At 40.2% G+C, this 16918-nt stretch carries 16 protein-coding genes and 1 pseudogene; 4 read left to right on the forward strand and 13 right to left on the reverse strand.

Annotation, left to right across the window (positions count from 1 at the left end; genetic code table 11):
* Positions 1-9 precede the first annotated feature (9 nt).
* On the forward strand, positions 10-1551 hold the full coding sequence (locus ACE3G9_RS02505) for a tripartite tricarboxylate transporter permease (RefSeq protein ID WP_449218391.1): 1542 nt from the start codon (positions 10-12) through the stop codon (positions 1549-1551).
* Between the two features lie 88 nt (positions 1552-1639).
* Here ACE3G9_RS02505 and ACE3G9_RS02510 read toward each other — a convergent pair whose 3' ends face one another.
* From ACE3G9_RS02510 to ACE3G9_RS02535, 6 genes are all read right to left on the reverse strand, one after another.
* Positions 1640-2341 carry a response regulator gene (locus tag ACE3G9_RS02510; protein WP_417881455.1) on the reverse strand — a complete coding sequence of 234 codons (702 nt, stop codon included), beginning with the start codon at positions 2339-2341 and terminating at the stop codon, positions 1640-1642.
* A 12-nt stretch (positions 2342-2353) separates the two neighbouring features.
* Positions 2354-3994: an ATP-binding protein gene (locus tag ACE3G9_RS02515; protein WP_449218418.1), complete on the reverse strand. Its 1641-nt coding sequence runs from the start codon at positions 3992-3994 to the stop codon at positions 2354-2356.
* A 258-nt stretch (positions 3995-4252) separates the two neighbouring features.
* Positions 4253-5635, reverse strand: a complete 1383-nt coding sequence (gene pntB / locus ACE3G9_RS02520; RefSeq protein ID WP_449218392.1) for a Re/Si-specific NAD(P)(+) transhydrogenase subunit beta — start codon at positions 5633-5635, stop codon at positions 4253-4255.
* A 9-nt stretch (positions 5636-5644) separates the two neighbouring features.
* The gene (pntA, locus tag ACE3G9_RS02525) at positions 5645-7201 is read right to left on the reverse strand and encodes a Re/Si-specific NAD(P)(+) transhydrogenase subunit alpha (protein ID WP_417881453.1); all 1557 of its coding nucleotides are present in this window, start codon (positions 7199-7201) and stop codon (positions 5645-5647) included.
* A gap of 311 nt (positions 7202-7512) precedes the next feature.
* Positions 7513-7788: an HlyU family transcriptional regulator gene (locus ACE3G9_RS02530; protein WP_417881452.1), complete on the reverse strand. Its 276-nt coding sequence runs from the start codon at positions 7786-7788 to the stop codon at positions 7513-7515.
* Positions 7789-8021: 233 nt separating this feature from the next.
* Positions 8022-9005 carry a Solitary outer membrane autotransporter beta-barrel domain gene (locus ACE3G9_RS02535; RefSeq protein ID WP_417881451.1) on the reverse strand — a complete coding sequence of 328 codons (984 nt, stop codon included), beginning with the start codon at positions 9003-9005 and terminating at the stop codon, positions 8022-8024.
* Between the two features lie 146 nt (positions 9006-9151).
* On the opposite strand from ACE3G9_RS02535, the gene ACE3G9_RS02540 reads away from it, so the two are divergent.
* Together ACE3G9_RS02540 and ACE3G9_RS02545 are read left to right on the forward strand one after the other, a co-directional pair.
* Positions 9152-10603: a protein adenylyltransferase SelO gene (locus tag ACE3G9_RS02540; protein ID WP_417881450.1), complete on the forward strand. Its 1452-nt coding sequence runs from the start codon at positions 9152-9154 to the stop codon at positions 10601-10603.
* A gap of 50 nt (positions 10604-10653) precedes the next feature.
* Positions 10654-11112, forward strand: a complete 459-nt coding sequence (locus ACE3G9_RS02545) for a DUF3069 domain-containing protein (protein ID WP_417881449.1) — start codon at positions 10654-10656, stop codon at positions 11110-11112.
* Between the two features lie 246 nt (positions 11113-11358).
* Here ACE3G9_RS02545 and ACE3G9_RS02550 read toward each other — a convergent pair whose 3' ends face one another.
* The 7 genes from ACE3G9_RS02550 to ACE3G9_RS02580 all read right to left on the reverse strand — a co-directional run bounded on the left by ACE3G9_RS02550 (position 11359) and on the right by ACE3G9_RS02580 (position 16275).
* On the reverse strand, positions 11359-11553 hold the full coding sequence (locus ACE3G9_RS02550; RefSeq protein ID WP_449218393.1) for a hypothetical protein: 195 nt from the start codon (positions 11551-11553) through the stop codon (positions 11359-11361).
* Positions 11554-11562: 9 nt separating this feature from the next.
* On the reverse strand, positions 11563-12000 hold the full coding sequence (locus ACE3G9_RS02555) for a YhfG family protein (protein ID WP_449218394.1): 438 nt from the start codon (positions 11998-12000) through the stop codon (positions 11563-11565).
* A 93-nt stretch (positions 12001-12093) separates the two neighbouring features.
* Entirely contained in the window at positions 12094-13080 is a 987-nt protein-coding gene (locus tag ACE3G9_RS02560) for an endonuclease/exonuclease/phosphatase family protein (RefSeq protein WP_449218395.1), read from the reverse strand.
* 590 nt (positions 13081-13670) lie between these two features.
* Positions 13671-14078 (reverse strand): GFA family protein, encoded by a 408-nt coding sequence (locus ACE3G9_RS02565; protein ID WP_449218396.1) that lies wholly within the window; start codon positions 14076-14078, stop codon positions 13671-13673.
* 255 nt (positions 14079-14333) lie between these two features.
* The gene (locus ACE3G9_RS02570; RefSeq protein WP_449218397.1) at positions 14334-14792 is read right to left on the reverse strand and encodes a GNAT family N-acetyltransferase; all 459 of its coding nucleotides are present in this window, start codon (positions 14790-14792) and stop codon (positions 14334-14336) included.
* A 119-nt stretch (positions 14793-14911) separates the two neighbouring features.
* The gene (locus ACE3G9_RS02575) at positions 14912-15730 is read right to left on the reverse strand and encodes a DUF6602 domain-containing protein (RefSeq protein ID WP_449218398.1); all 819 of its coding nucleotides are present in this window, start codon (positions 15728-15730) and stop codon (positions 14912-14914) included.
* A 122-nt stretch (positions 15731-15852) separates the two neighbouring features.
* Positions 15853-16275, reverse strand: a complete 423-nt coding sequence (locus ACE3G9_RS02580) for a hypothetical protein (protein WP_053312139.1) — start codon at positions 16273-16275, stop codon at positions 15853-15855.
* A gap of 446 nt (positions 16276-16721) precedes the next feature.
* On the opposite strand from ACE3G9_RS02580, the pseudogene ACE3G9_RS02585 reads away from it, so the two are divergent.
* A pseudogene (locus tag ACE3G9_RS02585) lies at positions 16722-16918 on the forward strand (IS110 family transposase); the annotation flags it as partial.

The raw sequence follows: 16918 nt of genomic DNA on the forward strand, positions 1-16918 counted from the left end.
ATAGAAATCATGTTAGATGGAATTTTGATCGGTTTATCCACGGCCGTTATGCCAATGAATATCTTCATGGTTATCGTGGGCTGTTTTGTCGGTACCTTTATCGGCATGCTACCTGGCCTTGGTCCAATTTCAGCGATTGCCTTGATGATCCCAATCAGTTATGGATTAGATCCTTCCTCAGGCCTAATTTTAATGGCAGGGGTTTATTATGGCGCGGTGTTTGGCGGATCGACCTCTTCAATATTAATTAATGCACCGGGTTGTTCTTCTACGGTTGTAACCGCTTTTGATGGCTACCCAATGGCGAAAAAAGGCCAAGCAGGTAAAGCTCTAGCGCTGGCCGCCTACTCTTCTTTTACTGGCGGTACTTTATCAGCCATCATGTTATTGGTTGCCGCTCCAGCGTTAGCGTCTGTGTCACTTAGTTTCCAATCATCCGATTATTTCGCATTAATGTTACTAGGTTTATCGGCGGTCGCGGCCTTTGCTGGTAAAGGACAAGTCATAAAAGCGTGGATGATGACTATCTTCGGTTTAATGTTGTCTACCGTAGGTATCGACAAAGGTATTGGTGTCGAGCGCTTTACTTTCGGCTCAACTGACTTAATCGACGGTTTTAGCTTCTTATTATTAGCGATGGCAACTTTTGCACTAGGTGAAACCTTAATGGGGATCTTGAAACCTTCAAAAGACACGAGCCAACAAGAAAGCCAAAAAATGCATGAACTAGGTAGTATGAAGATCTCTAAAGAAGAATTTAAAGAAGCGGCTCCGGTTTCGATTCGTTCTTCTATTCTTGGTTTCTTTACTGGTGTATTACCTGGAGCAGGCGCAACCATTGCAGCATTTTTAAGTTATGGTATGGAGCGTAATCTCGCCCCAAAAGATAAAAAAGAAGAATTTGGTAATGGCAGTATTCGTGGTTTAGTTGCACCAGAATCTGCCAATAATGCGGCATCAAGTGGTTCCTTTGTACCGTTATTAACACTTGGTATTCCCGGCTCTGGCACAACTGCAATCATGCTTGGTGCGTTAATTTCTTATGGCATTCAACCTGGTCCACGTTTATTTGTCGACAACCCAGATATCTTTTGGTCTGTGATCATTTCGATGTACTTCGGTAATATCGTGTTAGTAATTTTGAACTTGCCATTGATCCCGTATATTTCCAAGCTTCTAATGGTGCCACGAACAGTATTGTTGCCAATGATTTTGTTCTTCTCAATCACAGGTGTATATCTGGTTTCGTTTAATACCATGGATGTGTACATCATGATCATGATTGCGATGGTCGCCATTGCACTACGTTTAGCTAACTTCCCGCTCGCCCCACTACTACTCGGGTTTATACTCGGGGGAATGATGGAAGAAAACTTGCGACGAGCGTTAATGATCAGTGACGGGCAATTGAATTTCCTATGGGAGCGCCCGATTACCCTAGTCTTTACTTCCATCGCTGCACTGGTTCTTTTTGCGCCAATATTAACAATGACATGGAAATACTTTAAAAGCCGTAAACTGGGTGCATCGTCTAGTGAAGCGCCTCAATAATCAACGGATATAACGAAACGAGTTGATAGATAAAACAAAGCCACCGTCACTGGTGGCTTTATATTATTCAATTTATTGGGTTCTTATATCAACGAATTACTTTTTTATAGCTTCTCTCTGGTCGACCTACCGTTCCATAGCGTAAATCAGCCACAAGTTCACCTGTTGTGATCAGATACTCTAAATAACGGCGTGCAGTGGTTCGGCTCGCGCCAATTTTTTCTCCAGCTTCATCTGCAGTTAATTGACCAGTTTCTTGCTTAAATAAACAACGGATTTTATCTAACGTCACTCCATCAATACCTTTAGGTAGACGTAATGTATGTTGATTTCCTTCGCTATCAGATGAAGACGTCTGAAACATCTTATCTACTAGTCCTTGATCTAGGCTAGACGCTTGCTCAAAACCCGTTAACCTATGTTTATATTTATTTAAAGCTGACTCCAAACGAGAAAAAATCACCGGCTTCAATAAATAGTCGACTACACCACCACGCATTGCTTGTTGTAAAGTATCAACATCACGAGCAGCGGTAATCAAAATCACATCACATTGGTGTTGTTGTTGACGTAAATAACGCAAAATATCTAATCCGTTACCGTCAGGTAAATACACATCAAGCAATACCAGTTGTGGTTTAAGAATATCGACTTGAATCTCCGCTTCATGTTGGCTAGTCGCAATACCTACTACTTCAAAACCATCGATTTGGCTCAAGTATTTATGGTTCACTTCAGCAATAGCAATGTCATCTTCAATGATCAACACTCGAATGCTTTCTTGAGTCATTTTTTCTTCCTATTAAATCTTGCCTGAGTTCATACCATTACGATAAAGATGCTGATCTTTGGGCAAATAAATCGTCACACGTGCGCCGCCTTGCAACCCATTAATAATATCGAACTGGCCATGATAGGTTTTGGTAATGGTATTCACTAAATACAATCCAACACCGCGATTGTTTTTCGCTTTACTTGAAACCCCCTTTTCAAATAACTCTTCTGGTCGATATTTATCTGGTAAACCGAGGCCGTTATCTTCAACTTCTAAAATCACTTCGGTGCCATAATCACTTATCGAAACGACAACTGCAGGCTCACTACATTGTTTAGCTTCTTTTGCTGCAAGTACCGAATCAAACGCGTTATCAATTAAATTACCGAGAATAGTGACAAGATCTTCAGCATTAATTTCTACCGGTAACGCCTCTAAATGACAGCCTTCTTCGATGTGTAAGCGGATCCCTAGTTCTCTTGCTCGTTCAGTTTTACCGAGCAACAACCCCGCAATCAGAGGATCGGCAATCGCTTGACGTAAAAACTCAATAAGCTGCTGGTAATGCTCAGTTTCTCTACCAATCATATTTTGCACTTTTTCAATTTCATTAAGCTGTAATAAACCACTAATAGTATTGAGCTTATTGCGATGTTCATGCGTTTGAGAGCGAAGTAAATCAGCATATTCTCGAGTTTGCGAAAGTTTCTCTGTCAAATCGGCAATTTCATCACGCCGACGGAAACTCGATACCGCACCCACCACTTGGTCATCGATATATATTGGATTACGGTTAGCGATAATCCGCTGACCATTCAAAAACAAATTAATATTATGATCTGGTTTTGGCTGTACCAATAAACGTCCTAAATCACTATCGGGCATCACCGCTGAAAAAGGCTTATCCAAAACCTCATCTCGGTTCAATTTTAGAATATCGCAAGCACTGCGGTTGATAGAGCGTAAAATCCCCTGAGCATCAATACTCAGAACTCCTTCTTTAATTGTGCTCAGCGTGACATCTAATTCAACGTATAAACGCGAGATTTCTTCAGGCTCAAATCCCAAAATAGCTTTTTGAAAGCGTCTCGATGCATAATTAGCAAGTGTGATATTTAACGTTAAGACTAATAGTGCCGTAATAAGCAAAAAAACAAGGTAAGGCTCAATACGGTTTTGCAAGTTATCTAATAAATACCCAACCGAGACTATGCCAATGATATTACCACTACTATCAAGCACTGCAGATTTACCGCGTACAGCGTGACCAAGCGATCCTTTCGCATAAGAAATATAACTTAAACCTTGTTGGAGTGCTTTTTGGTTATCCCCCCCAACCATGTGTTTACCTAATCGATCATCGTATGGGTGGATAAGGCGTATACTGTTTTTATCACCCACCACAATATAAGCCGCACCAATTAATCTTGTGAGATCTCGCATTTCTTGCTGTAGCTCACCCGCTTGACGAGTCTGAATTAATTGAATTACTTCTGGAGAACGAGAAAGAAAAACTGACACTTCTTTGGCTTTTTCGGCCAAATCAGTTTGCTGAGTATGTTTAATATAGCTAAAACCTGCGGCAGTCAGTATCAATAACTCAAATAATCCTGATACCGTCATAATCACTAATAAGCGTCGACGAAAATTAAGAGTATTCCACTGGATCACGGCACCAACCTTATTTAAGACAGGACACGACTACAACCAAAAGATGACAACGAAAATACCACTTTTTATTAACAATTACCGTGTTCTAGAGATTCGACGATCTGATTTTGTGATAAGCCTTGCACCCGTTACCTTTTTAAGGCTCAAGTTGTAAATATGTATATTGATGAATAGGTTTCAGACATAAAAAAAACCAGTCACTTTTTCAGCAACTGGTTTTTATTGTGAAGCTTGCTAATTAACGAATACTGTTAATTACAGCGCTTTCGCAATCGCATCTACGCTGGCTTTAGCATCACCAAACAACATTTGCGTATTTTCTTTAAAGAACAATGGGTTTTGTACACCAGCATAACCTGTATTCATTGAACGTTTAAAGACAATCACGTTTTTCGCATTCCAAACTTCCAGTACCGGCATACCGGCGATTGGGCTGTTTGGATCTTCTTGAGCGGCTGGGTTAACCGTATCGTTAGCACCGATAACCAGAACCGTATCTGTTTCAGAGAAATCGTCGTTGATCTCATCCATTTCTAATACGATATCGTACGGTACTTTCGCTTCAGCGAGTAATACGTTCATATGACCTGGTAGACGACCTGCTACAGGGTGAATACCAAAGCGAACGTCAACACCTTGTGCACGTAGCTTTTCAGTGATTTCGTAAACTGGGTACTGAGCTTGTGCCACCGCCATTCCGTATCCCGGAGTGATGATCACAGACTTAGAATCTTTCAACATTTCAGCCACATCTTCAGCCGTGGTTTCACGGTGCTCACCTTGTTCTTCATCGCTTGATGTAGAAGTTGGTGCTGCACCGAAGCCACCAGCAATAACACTGATAAAAGAACGGTTCATGGCTTTACACATAATGTAAGATAGAATCGCACCAGAAGAACCTACTAGAGCACCGGTTACGATAAGTAAATCATTTGCTAGCATGAAACCTGCCGCTGCCGCTGCCCAACCTGAGTATGAGTTCAACATTGACACAACAACTGGCATATCCGCGCCACCAATTGATGATACAAGGTGATAACCAAATACCAATGCAATCGCTGTCATAACCATTAGCGCTAACATGCTGCCATCGTTGTTCACGAAGTAGATCATCAACAAAGTTGAAGTCACTAAAGCTAATAGGTTCCACTTGTGCTTATGAGGAATGTTCATTGCAGAAGATGAAACCAAACCACGTAGTTTACAAAAAGCAACAATCGAGCCACTAAAGGTTACTGTACCAATAAAGACACCTATGAATACCTCAACTAGGTGAATCACATGTTCAGCATGGTTTAAAGTCATAGTGCCCATGTCTAGATAGCTATTGTAGCCGACTAACACAGCCGCCATACCAACAAAGCTATGTAGCATCGCCACTAACTCAGGCATTTCGGTCATTTCTACTTTCTTAGCATAGAAAATACCAATCGCACCACCAATTAGCATCGCAAGGATAATCCAAGTAATACCACCAGTTTCAGGGCCAAAGATCGTTGCGATCAACGCGATCGCCATACCAGTAATACCGTAGTAGTTACCAGCACGCGCAGAATCTTGCTTAGATAGACCAGCAAGGCTCATGATAAAAAGAACGGCAGCAACAATGTATGCCGCTTGTACTAATCCTGCAGACATATGTTACTCCTATTTCTTACGGAACATTTCAAGCATACGTTTGGTCACGGTAAAGCCACCAAAAATGTTAATGCTCGCAATTAATACAGCGATGAAAGACAAAACAGATACCAAAGTATTTCCTTGTCCAATTTGCAACAATGCACCGACAACGATAATGCCAGAAATCGCATTAGTTACCGACATCAATGGAGTATGCAGTGAATGTGAAACATTCCAAACTACGTAGTAACCGACCACACATGCCAATACAAACACAGTAAAGTGTGAAAGGAATGCAGCTGGAGCAACACTTGCAATCCAAGCAAACGCACCGGCAGCGACAACCATACCAGCCACTTTCTTAACGGGTGATTTAGGTTCTTCAACTTTAGGAGGTTCTGGTGCCGCTTGAGGTTTTGCTGCAGCTTGAGGTTGCGCTGATACCTTAATAGGTGGCGCAGGCCATGTTACTTCGCCTTCTTTTACTACTGTTACGCCACGAAGTACTACATCATCAAAATTGATATTGATGTTGCCATCTTTCTCTTTGCAAAGCAGTTTAAGGAGGTTTACAAGGTTTGTACCGTACAACTGAGAAGATTGCGTCGGCAAACGACCTACCATGTCAGTATAACCAATAACCGTTACACCATTTGGTGTCGTAATCACTTTATCGGCTTCAGTATATGCACAGTTACCGCCATTCGCAGCAGCAAGGTCAACAATCACGCTACCTGCTTTCATGCTATCAACCATTTCTTTGGTGATAAGTTTCGGCGCTGGGCGGCCTGGGATCAATGCGGTTGTGATGATGATATCAACATCTTTAGCTTGTTCAGCATAAAGCTCTTCAGCTTTTTTGTTGAATGCTTCAGACATTTCTTTCGCGTAACCATCACCAGAGCCAGATTCTTCTTTGAAATCAACTTCTAAGAATTCTGCGCCCATTGATTGAACTTGCTCTTTTACTTCAGGACGAACATCAAATGCACGAACGATAGCACCTAGGCTACCGGCAGCACCGATTGCAGCAAGACCGGCAACACCCGCCCCTGCAACTAATACTTTTGCTGGTGGCACTTTACCTGCAGCGGTAATTTGGCCAGTAAAGAAGCGACCAAACTGATGCGCAGCTTCAACGACCGCACGGTAACCCGCGATGTTTGCCATTGAACTCAATGCATCTAGCGATTGCGCGCGAGAAATACGCGGCACAGAATCCATCGCCATAACATTAATATTTTTGGTTGCCAGTTTATTAAGCAATTCTTCGTTTTGAGCAGGCCAGATAAAGCTAACTAAGCTCGCTCCTTCTTGAATAAGCTCAAACTCATCCACACCTGTTTCATCGTTAATACGAGGCGCGTTTACTTTCAAGATCAAGCCTGATTTCCACACTTCTTCAGTATTAACAATTGAAGCACCTGCGGCTTCGAAGGCTTCATCGTCAAAGCTGGCAAGAGCACCCGCTCCTGACTCAACGGCGACTGTAAAGCCTAGTTTTAAAAGCTGCTCTACCGTTTTAGGTGTGGCAGCAACTCGCGCTTCACCTGCGAGTATTTCTTTTGGTACACCAATCTGCATAGCTATTCCTTGAACATTGGCACAATAAGTTTGTAGTCCACTATTTTAAACTCATCTCTGGGCATAACCCTTTAATTAAGATCAACTTAATCTAAGAGATAACAGTTAAAGATAGTAACCGTAAGTTCAATGTAATAAAAAAACATTTTTATATGACATATAACTCTAAGTTTGACGATTCTCACTCTTATGACGTAAAAAAACAACAGATTGATCACAATAACAGGTCATACCTGATATGCACGCCATACATTTGTCTAAAAAAATTTCTTGTGATACGTCATAAAATGCTTATTAAACATTCAATTAGATTAAAAAATATTATCCGATGACTGGTCAATAAACAGCTTTGATTTCTTAATCATTAAATCACAAGCATCTGATTCAGAAGACAATACATCTGAACGTATAAAACGATGACTCTTAACTTCACCATCAATCTCTTTGGTTATTTGTCCAGCGATTCGAAATTGACCACCTTCTGCGATAGGTTCTGGATAAATTAGAAAGCCATTGTACTCAATTGGCTCTACTTCTTTTTTTGCTTGTGTTTTGCTGCCACCAAATAACTTCGATAAAAATCCCAATGCTCTATCCTCTTTATAATTCTCTATCCAATATACTCTTCGTACTTGAAGCTACGCATTGTTGACTGCGCTCATTCACCTCAATCATATAAGCAAACTATGCTCATTAGGCTTCATTCACTTGTCGCCTCACTGCAACTTCAATTCCTTTGGGTATATTAGTTTTAACATTCTTACTACCGTCACGCTAAGCGATTAGATGGTATAATTCAAACTTACTTGGTATACGTTTCTTACTCATTAAAGAATATAACTAAGCTCCCGCCTTTCAGCGCACTACCATAATTCATATTAATGCCTATTCCGACATTATCGATGTAGTCTTTAAAAATTGGCGGCGTAAGCAGTAATCCAACCGAAAATTCATAATAGTTATCCGTACCAAACGAAGCCTCAGGATCTCCTTTTAAATCGATACGCTTAAAGCTGGTATAAGCCGATGGTATGTATCCATCCCAATTGGTTAAGTTGTAATTGGCCTTTAAGCCGTTAACCATGTACCAACCTTTCAGATTACCAAAATCATACTCACGCTTTTTATCCCAAACTTTTCCATAAAAATAGTTAAAGGATGATGTGTACTTCCAATATCCCCAATTACGTTTCAGTTCATAATTCAGTTCAATGTTAGGCTCAACAATATAAGAACGGCTCGATGTATTATAAGCATAGTTATCCAAATAGGGTTTTAACTGCTCACTTTCTCGGCTGTTATAAGAATGCTTATTTTTGAAATACATCAGATGGTTGCCTAGCCCGTACTTAATATTCCAAGAATCACTAATATGGTAGATAAGGCGATATTCAAAAAAAGCATCATAAACTTCATTACTATCAGTATCTGCGGGTAAATCAGTTCGGCTATCTAAAGAGATAGTATTTTGAAAATGAACATAAGCAGCACGTATCGTTATTTCATGCTTAATTTGAGGGCTGGGACTATTGAGTTCCCATGAATAAGGAACAGAAGTAACCGAAACTCTATTTCTTAAATCTAATGAATTGTCATCACCTAAATCATCGTTATCAAATGGTGCAATCGAGTTAGGGTTAAAATCTTGTATACCAAATTGAATCGCATCGCTATCGGTTAACACCACAGCGGTTGCGAAGTTCTTTCGTGATCGAGATTGGATTTCCTCATCAGCTATAGCGGATAAAATCACGGCAAAATAGACTATACAACCAACGAACCATGCCGATAAAACTGACGTCACAGACAACCCTTATAATAAATTAATGACTCCCATTTCAATAAAAATGGGTAATGAAGTGGAAAGTACTTTTTAACCTTAATTTCTCTAGGTACTTTAAGTTGTTTTAGTATGCTAATTTATCTAGACAAAATAAAGGGGATTCCGTTATGTCATCTTGGTCTAACGCAAAATTTAGCTATCATTTTCATGGATTATCTGAATCCTTCTATCAAGGTGTGACACCGTCACCACTAAGCCACCCTCATTGGGTTCATTGGAACCATGAATTTGCTGAATCGCTCCAACTCCCTAAAGAACATAATACAGAAATACTCCACGCTTTTTCCGGAATGACTCTTCCTGAAGAATTTAAACCTATCGCCATGAAATACGCTGGTCACCAGTTTGGTTATTACAATCCCGATTTAGGTGACGGTCGTGGCTTATTGATGGCAGAAATCAAAGCAAACGATGGACGACGTTATGATATTCATGTCAAAGGTGCAGGTTTAACCCCCTTTTCTCGCCAAGGCGATGGACGTGCTGTATTACGTTCTAGTATCCGTGAATATCTATGTTCTGAAGCCTTACACCACTTAGGCATTCCTACTACCCGTGCATTAGGGTTAATTAATAGCGAAACTCCCGTTTATCGTGAAAAAACCGAAACTGGTGCAATTTGTATTCGACTAGCGGAAAGTCATATCCGCTTTGGCCATTTCGAGCACTGCTTTTATACAGGTCAACACGAACAACTTAAAGAACTTGTTGAACATACCTTAAGCAATCACTTCCCTGAGTGCCAACAACAAGAAAAACCTTACGCAGCCATGCTACAGCAAGTGGTCATTTCTACCGCTCAATTATTTGCCAAATGGAACGCCTTTGGTTTTGCTCACGGAGTTCTCAATACTGATAACATGTCGATACTAGGACAAACCTTCGATTTCGGGCCATTTGGCTTTTTAGATAACTACGATCCAAGTTTTATCTGCAACCATTCTGATTACCAAGGCCGTTACTCCTTCGCCAATCAACCGAATATTGGCTTATGGAACTTAACCGCCCTCGCTCACTCTCTGTCACCTTTAATTGAGCGCAGTGATTTAGATGACGCCCTCGCACTCTACGAACCTGAACTCAATCGTGAATTCAGTCGTTTGATGCGTCAGAAAGTTGGATTGCAAACCAAGCAAGAGCAAGATCCTGAGTTATTTGGTGAGATGTTTGCTCTACTAGCCAAAAATAAAGTCGACTACACTCGCTTTTTCCGTCAGCTTTCAATGCTCGATAGCCAAGGCATTCAGCCAGTGATCGATTTAATCTTAGATCGTGAAGCGGCGAAAATCTGGTTAGAACAATATCAACAACGACTCACTTTCGAAACACAAAGCGATGCTGAACGCTGCGAAGCAATGAGATCTCACAACCCTAAATACATTCTACGTAATCATCTTGCTCAAATCGCTATCGATAAAGCAGAAGATGGAGACTACTCTGAAGTAGAAACATTATTTACCTTGCTACAAAACCCTTATGATGAGCAGCCAGAGTATGATCAATATTCAAATCTGCCGCCTTCTTGGGCACATGAACTTGAGATCAGTTGCTCTTCATAGCAAGCTTATCCATAATGCCGACCTTAGGCAGAATTAAATGAGGTTTCCTTATGTCAGAACAACAAGAAGTAAATGTTACAGAAGAGTCAGTGGAAGCCATTGATCTAAGCACTTATTCGCCAGAACTTCGTCACCTTATCGAGTTCGAACAAGTACCAGAGCAAGCGGTACCTATGGTTACTTCAATTCATGACGTTTCAGAAGAAGCGGTTCGTGATGTGTGGGATGATCTACCAGGCAGTGCGCAGAATATTTTAGATAACTTCGAACAATTCCATGCTTTGATCTCAGTAGGGCAAACTTTTGCCGCTATCGATTTCATGCAGGAGTTCGAAACATTAAAAATGCGTGATGATATGAGTGAAGAAGAACAACAAGAATACCGCGCAAGCCTACTAGACAAAGTGCTACAAAACTGCGTAAAAGATATGGTTAAGCAACTTAAAAAAGCACGCCGTGACCCTATTTTGAAAAAAGACTTTATGGAAATCTTTGCAGAGCAAGCTTAATCGCCGCTAGAGCCAAGCATCCCAGTATAAGTAAATGAATAAAAATAACGCTGACTGATGTCAGCGTTTTTTATTGCCTAAAGATTTGGATGCTTCTTGCTGGTTTACAGCCTAACGGTTCTACCCACCTTGCTATTTAGCACAAAGAAAGCAGTTTAGTACAAAGAAAAGGGTTTAGCGTGAAGAACTCTCACAACCCAATGTGGAAAATCGTGTTAATACGATGATTAACTGCGCTTTTCAGCTTTAGTGACACAAACAGAAAATAGCTCTTTCATTGTAAGGAGGTAATTGAAATTCCACATACATTGCTGCCAACGTTGTTAAATCACGTTCAGCAGCCTCTAATACAGCTTCATTTCTGATATTGAGCTTATTAACAAAAACCGTGCTATTTTCGTAAGTATAAGGATCTTGTGTTGTGCCATATTTATCAGCCACTGAGCGCCTCTATGAATTAGCGTTTGAGTATTTATTTAACAAAATTTGACGTTGTTGCTCTCTGTCGAGTGATAAATCGAAATCACTAGCAACATCATGCCCCTCTAAACGCATACTTTCTTTAAAGTTATCCATTTTAACTTGCTCGAAATAGGCATGTTTGTCTTCGTAAGAAGAAAGCTTTGAATTACTTGGCATAACTAAATCAATGTCATTAAGTTGAGATTGAATCGCTTTCCCTGATTCAAAAACACCCCAACTATTAATAGAAAAACGGAAGGTTCGACCTTGGCGCTCTCTTTGAATATTTAACCCTAAATCTTCAACTAATGAGTTAACTACGGATTGTACTTTTCGTTCAGAAATCCCAGTGGCAGCAACGATATCTTGGGTATTTGGAGACTCCAATCGAGTCATTGCAGCTAAAACTAATAATTCGTACTTCACGCTTACCTCGCACATTTATGCGGAAATAATATTAGTCTACTATTCAAAGAGAATAATTTCCGTTTTTGAACACTAAATGAACTGTACACACCCCTACTTTAATGCCATTTTGGGTGTAGGCACGTCTTCTTTACTAACATTCTGAGAGCGAGTAACAGAAGTCGCGAACGCTTTATCATCTTGATCGGGAACCAAGCCATCTTGCCCTTTTCCTTTTATGGGTGTGAAGGCCAAACGAGAAAGTAGTGGAAAGTGATCTGAACCAATGGATGGTAATCGTTGGATACTCTGGACGGTAAAGTGCTCACTGTGAAAAAGGTGATCTAGCGGCCAGCGAAGTAACGGATAGTCTACATGGAAGGTATTAAACATCCCTCTACCTACCCTAGGATCCAGTAAACCACTCAATTTACGAAATAAACGAGTAGTTCGAGACCATGCGACATCATTTAAGTCACCGGTAACGATGATTGGCTGATCGCTCTCTCCTACACTTCGCGCGACGATGATTAATTCGGCATCACGTTCGGCTGATTCTGGGTTTTCTGTAGGGCTTGGCGGCGCAGGATGTAGAAAATGCATTCGCACCAAGTCACCAGTCGGCAACTCGACAAGTGTATGCATAGATGGAATATCATCTTCAACTAGGTAAGCCATTTCTTTTTCATGCAACGGCAGTCGAGAATACACATGCATGCCATAAAGATTATCTAACGGACACTTCATGGTTTCCGGCATATCCACTTCAAGGCATTCTAATTGGTTTTCCCACCATTGATCCGATTCAAGCGTCACTAGTACATCTGGCTGATATTGATTAACCAACTCAATCAGTTTATGAGCATCTCGATTCGGAGTCAGCACATTGGCGGTTAAGATACTCAGTTGACGAGTCTCATCGACGTCTTGGCTTGCACGCACTTCAACTCGCCATAATTTGGTATAAGGCAAAATCCACCAAAGCTGCCAAACCAAACATAGGGTTGTCGGGATAACAATAAACCAAGTTTGAGGCTCAGAAAGGTTAAGAATACTCAGTTGTAACAAGATCAGTAACGCGGCACAGATTGCGAACTGCATCCGAGGAAAGTCCATCCCTCTCACAATCCAATGTGGATGACGGGATATAGGAAGCAGCGTCGCCCCAACAATCAATCCTGTCACTATATAAATCACTATATCCAAATATCCCAAGTATCTATACCTAAAGTTAAAGCTAAACCGTAGTCAAATATCGACTATAAAACAAAAAAACACCAAACCTTGAAAGCCAAGAGTATTTTGTTATGTATTACATACAATCAGAGCCTTACCTACTCTGTTATGTCACATTCATCACACTGTAGGAATGGGCTGCTATTAAATAAGTGTAATATAAATCAATTCCATGTTTTTCAAAGTTTGACCTAGTTTTGTTTTCATCAAATTCAAATTTCAATATACGAACGGAGGGTTAACCAAAGAAAGAAATGAAATTAAAGTTAACCATTTGATAATATTTGGTTTTTACTTTGTCAGGGTTAAACTCGCTGCAAGAAAAAAGAATCGAATACTTACCGAAAACTAATATCGACCTATTTACAATAAGCAGCTTCGGGCTTGTTCAACACCCAGATAAGATGTCGGCTACGCGGCACCTATCTTTATTTGTTATGTGTTTAGCTCTTAGCTTATTCTGGAAGCTTTTCGTAGCTAGGTACATCGCACAATTTCATAGACCATTTAGCGCTACTACCAACAAAGATGTTAGCAGTAGGCAAAATTGGCACTGGACTATCAAGGCTGCCTGCCGGAACCATTACGCTGTTAATACTGTCTGCAAACGTTGGGAGTGCAGACCCGCATTTTGAACAAAAGCTTTTTGCATGGAATGAATTTGGATGCTTATACGTTCTGACATCGCTTTCACCATTTAACCAAGTTAAGGTGCCAGCTTTAGCAAACAAATTGGCACCATGAGCCGAGCCTGTACCCTTTTGACAACGAGTACAATGACATAAAAAGAAAGACTGGAACTCACCTAAAAGCTCATACTTCACACTACCACAAAGGCATGAACCTCGATATTTATTCGCCATAAAAGCCTCATTACTTTCGATTACACAGCATGATAACCGACGAAAGTGCTTGCTTGAGCAATGCGTTAACACTATCTCTTTTTTAAATAAAGAATGCCCAAAATAAATGGGTAGAATTTTTGCGCTCTACTTGACAGTGGGAGTCATACCAACGCCTGCCATCAACCGTAGAGTTTGTTGATGGGTTTTAGGCTAGAATTCGCGAAACGAATAGCTAAAAAACAGCAATAAACGGAGTCGGATTGCATGGCCTTGTTAGCTGATTTTAACGACGCGCCTTAAGTAGACTACTTCCGTATTACCTAATTTTTCCCGATTATATTCAATATAGCCACGACGTTTATACATAGCTAAATTGCTAATACTATTAGCGCCTGTAAACAATTCTACGTGTGAAGTGTCTGGAAAGATAGATTCTAAGGCGGATAATAGTTTTGAACCTATGCCTTTACCCTGTAACTCAGGCCAAACTGCCATTCTACCAATATGACAAGTTCCAGAATTATAATGAGCCTGTCCACTTGCAAGTAATTTACCGTCTTCGACAATCTTAAGAATAGTTTTATGCTCAAAATCAGCTTTGAGCCCATCTAGACTTTGAGTTAAAGGTGGTATTTTAAAATCATTATTTAACATTGCTTCAGATTCATATGCAACAAGCTGAAGCTGTAAGATTTGTTCAGCATCTTCAATTGATGCTTTGATAATTTCCATTTTCAGAACTCCAGTAACAGTTAACGCCCACATTAAGTGGACTAAAACAGTTGTCTAAAATGTGCAGCGAAGCGAAACTTAGACAACTGTTTTAGTTCCACTTAAATTGCTTGTATGGGCTACGTTACCTCTGATCTCCTAAAGATGTTTTTGCCATTAACATGATTAAGTTCCAGCATTGGAACTTTTCCGACACCCAACTTAAAGGCTTGGTGATGTAAGAAATAAAGCTTGTCGAAATCGCCTGCGAATATGGTATTGATCGTATCGGCAGTATGTATACCGGCTTTCAGCTCACACTGTTTCATAATACAAAATAGGAATTGAGTGAGTATTGCTTCTTCCTTAGATTCAACGCAGTCATTACACGTTGTAACATAAAGCCCGAATGGTTTGGCTACAGGCTCGAGCAGTAAATCAAGGATAAAACTATCAAGCGCCAATATTTTATGAGGATAGTTTAAAAAATTATCATTCATTTCGTAAGATTTACACCAACCAGCAACTGTATCCATATTTTTTGTGCTGCTACGAAAACAAAGAGCAAATAGGTTAAAACCTTGGGGATTTGATTTTCGATACTGAATTGATTTTTTAACGATGTCATCAAATGATGATTTATTCAGCACCGTTTTAACTTCGATAGCGCTTACTACAGCGTTTGGCACGACAACGGCAAAGTTCCCATCTTGAAACAGATAAGCTGAAGGTACATTTTCATCAATGATCAAGATATCTATTTGTGGGCTAACTTCCTGAGTTTTGGGATTGTAGACAAAACCAGTTTTCACCGAAAAGCGCTTGGAAAGAAAATTTGATAAGTAGTTTGTTATCAAATTCTCATGATATGTTCCAACGGACGGAGCATGTTTTACTAGTTCATTTAAGCGACCTAGTTTACTCATAATCTCTTTGGCATAGTTTTGATAAAGTATCATTTTGTCCTCATTCCCCGAGTAGCCCTAACGCCGCATTAAGGTGTGAGCGGCGCTTGGCTATACTTGAGCGAAGCGAAAACGCCAAGCGTTGCGAATCACTCTTAAATGCTTGTTATGTGCATTTATTTTAAGGCTTCTTTTGGGGGAAGTTCAAAAGGGGGGTGAGGCGTGAGGTCTGCTACGTTAATATGATTATCTGCAAACTTTTGGTAATGAATTACCCATTGGGAGGTCAGCTCACCATTTTTAGACACTTCATAACCTTTAATATCATAACCAAAGTCATAGAAGCCAACATGAAAATGCCAGAGGGAATGTTGCTGAGCAAACTTAACCTTTGCGATAAAATCAGGGTCATCTGTGTCAACATCATCTGAAGCTTTGTTACGGACTCTGTGACCCTGAACAAAATAGTTATCAATTGCAGCAAAACCACCTTGTTGGAAAGTCTGAAAAAACTCAAACACTTTCCCTTTTTCGTACTTACCTAGCTTTTTGACTTTGTCCTTGAGTACTTCTGACGTTTCTAAAATATTTTCAGACATTAATACCCTAGCTCTCCAACCACTTCTCAAAGTCCTCAAATGATTTCATTTTTGGTACTTTTGTGCGCTTGCTGTGAACAGCTTTTTCCATTTGTTTTAGGTCGTAAGTAAAAGGAATTTCACGAGTTTTCCTTTTTTGACTAGTTTGAGATCTCATAAGAACCTCCTGCATAACCTACCTCTACATTCAAGCTAATTGCTTGCATAGCACAAATATACGCCATTACTGTCCAAACCTCAACTGAAGTAGCATTATTCACATAGACATAATGACTCCCACGAAGGTGCTAGCCTCCAGTTTCGTGGGTTAGCGAAGCCAGAGCCATAATTAGTTTACTAAAGAACTAAATTAGGAGGCTAGCATAAATAACGATACCACTCTTTTTATTGGATTAGATACCCATAAATCCTTCACTCAAGTCGCACTTTTAAAAGATAATCGGGATGAAACCGCAATGAAAGATTTAAAAGATGCCAAGCTTCAACTAAAAGGCTTCTTTCTCCGCAACAACATCAATACTATCGTGAAAGATAATTGGTCTAAAAAGCATTTACGCTGGCTCACCGAACTTGTCCTTCCGCATCATAGCCAACAAATTGTGCTGCAAGAGATGATTCAAATCATCTCTGAACGGATGCAGCG

It is taken from the genome of Vibrio sp. E150_018 (assembly GCF_053544035.1).